Here is a 1,672-nt window from a genome sequence, read left to right on the forward strand (position 1 = left end):
GCTCTATCCCCATTATGAAAAACGATTAAAAAGACTCCTATACTTTTCAAAAGATTTTAGATCACATTAAACGAAAAACCGGATTCTTACTTTCTTAGTAGTCAAGAGGTAAGAGAGTTTTGAGTTTTGAGTTAAAACTCTTCTCCCCAGCCCCTAGCCCCCAGCCCATCCTGTCTGACTGAGATTGAATACAAATCATTAGTGCTACAATAGTAAAGCGTACTGAGGGGAATTAGCTCAGTTGGTAGAGCGCTGCGATCGCACCGCAGAGGCCACCGGTTCGAGTCCGGTATTCTCCATCCCCCTTTTCCAAACAAATATTTCACTTTGTTAAGCTTTTGGTAATTCTTGTATCAAGATTTGACAATCTTGTGTGTGATGACTCCAGATCGGTTATGGTAAAGAAAATAAAGCAATTCTTAAGGAAATCTTAAGTTTAGTCGGATTCTGAAGGGATCGCGACCCTCTGCTGGAAGACCACATTCCCTATACCCCTGCCTAGCAAGGGTTTTTACCTAAAGATTGTAGGCGGCCATCGACCGCCCGTGTCGTTTCCCTCTCAGGGCTTTAGCCGCTGAGTTTCCCACTTACCGAGTTTTTTTTATGACTCCCACGATGCTGCGTCAGTTATGGTCTTTGATTGAAACTACTCAGAGTAATTTGCTCCTGAAGCTAGACGATGCGAGTTTAGTCCAGTGGCTACTCAAGCAATTCAAACAACAGCGTGCGCTCAATCATGAGGAAATGAATATCCTGAATGACTACCTGAACAATCGCTTGTCTCTAATTCGGGAGATGGCGGAGCAGCGCTAGGGTTGTTTGTTGTTTGTTGTTTGTTGTTCGTTGTTTGTTGCGTGTTGTTTTTCTAACAACCAATAACCAATAACCAATAACCAATAACCAATAACCAATCATCAATAACCAATCTCAAAAATTATTTGTTTCAGGTTTTGGTCCAACGCTACCAGGTTGGTTGAGGAAGAAGTTCCCAGCTCCATCATTTTGATAGATACAATCAATTTCGGGAGAACCCTCCAATGGACCAGTGAAGCCAAAGGTGTTCATCCGGTTTTTGCACTCTCCCACTTGCTGGGAGGATATAAGTTTACGTTGTTCAAGAATTGTCCAGTTATTTCGGCGCAATACACACCCTGGTCGCATTTTGGGTTGTGTCACATAGACATTGAAGGGGTTAAGTGTAATAAAGACGCGCAAATCTGAAACCATCGCACTAGCCCCATACTGGATACAGAGTTCAGGATTAGGGGCACTGCGATCGATCACTTCACGGGATGCCACATTTTCTATATTGAGACTTGCTGTAGAACTAAAGGCAATACCAACCCCCACCCCCAATATGAAGATACCCGCTACAATTGCTAGGGTTGTGGGGTTGATAATTGAGGACTTAGTTGGTTCGGTATCGCGGAGAGGGGATCTTGCTTTTCGTTTCATGTTGCTGGGTCAACTTTAAGAGAATAGATAGAGAGGGGTGGCAATTCCTCTCCTCCTTCTAGTATGCCTAATTTGCAAAGAGGCAAGAGGTAAGAGGGGAGAGGGGAGTGGGGAGCGGTGAATTGCAATAAGGCTTCTCAATTGGGTGAGGTAAAGAGAAACCGGGTTTCTCGGGGATTATGAGGTGTACTTAATGGAACTGAAAACCGATATAGAT

At 43.8% G+C, this 1,672-nt stretch carries 2 protein-coding genes and 1 tRNA gene; 2 read left to right on the plus strand and 1 reads right to left on the minus strand.

The window, feature by feature from the left end; all coding sequences use genetic code 11:
* Positions 1-226: 226 nt before the first annotated feature.
* A tRNA-Ala gene (locus NJ959_RS29140) sits at positions 227-299 on the plus strand.
* 304 nt (positions 300-603) lie between these two features.
* Positions 604-813: a hypothetical protein gene (locus NJ959_RS29145; protein ID WP_254015253.1), complete on the plus strand. Its 210-nt coding sequence runs from the start codon at positions 604-606 to the stop codon at positions 811-813.
* Positions 814-927: 114 nt separating this feature from the next.
* On the opposite strand, the gene NJ959_RS29150 is transcribed toward NJ959_RS29145, so the two are convergent.
* Entirely contained in the window at positions 928-1,455 is a 528-nt protein-coding gene (locus tag NJ959_RS29150; RefSeq protein WP_254015254.1) for a DUF3172 domain-containing protein, read from the minus strand.
* Positions 1,456-1,672 lie beyond the last annotated feature (217 nt).

The sequence above is a fragment of the Limnofasciculus baicalensis BBK-W-15 genome (genome assembly GCF_024178385.1).
GTDB lineage: Bacteria > Cyanobacteriota > Cyanobacteriia > Cyanobacteriales > Coleofasciculaceae > Limnofasciculus > Limnofasciculus baicalensis.

What these genes read in the sequence shown, in the direction of transcription:
- NJ959_RS29150 (WP_254015254.1), bottom strand. Translation starts at nt 1,455, where the DNA reads ATGAAACGAAAAGCAAGATCCCCTCTCCGCGATACCGAACCAACTAAG.
- NJ959_RS29145 (WP_254015253.1), top strand. Translation starts at nt 604, where the DNA reads ATGACTCCCACGATGCTGCGTCAGTTATGGTCTTTGATTGAAACTACT.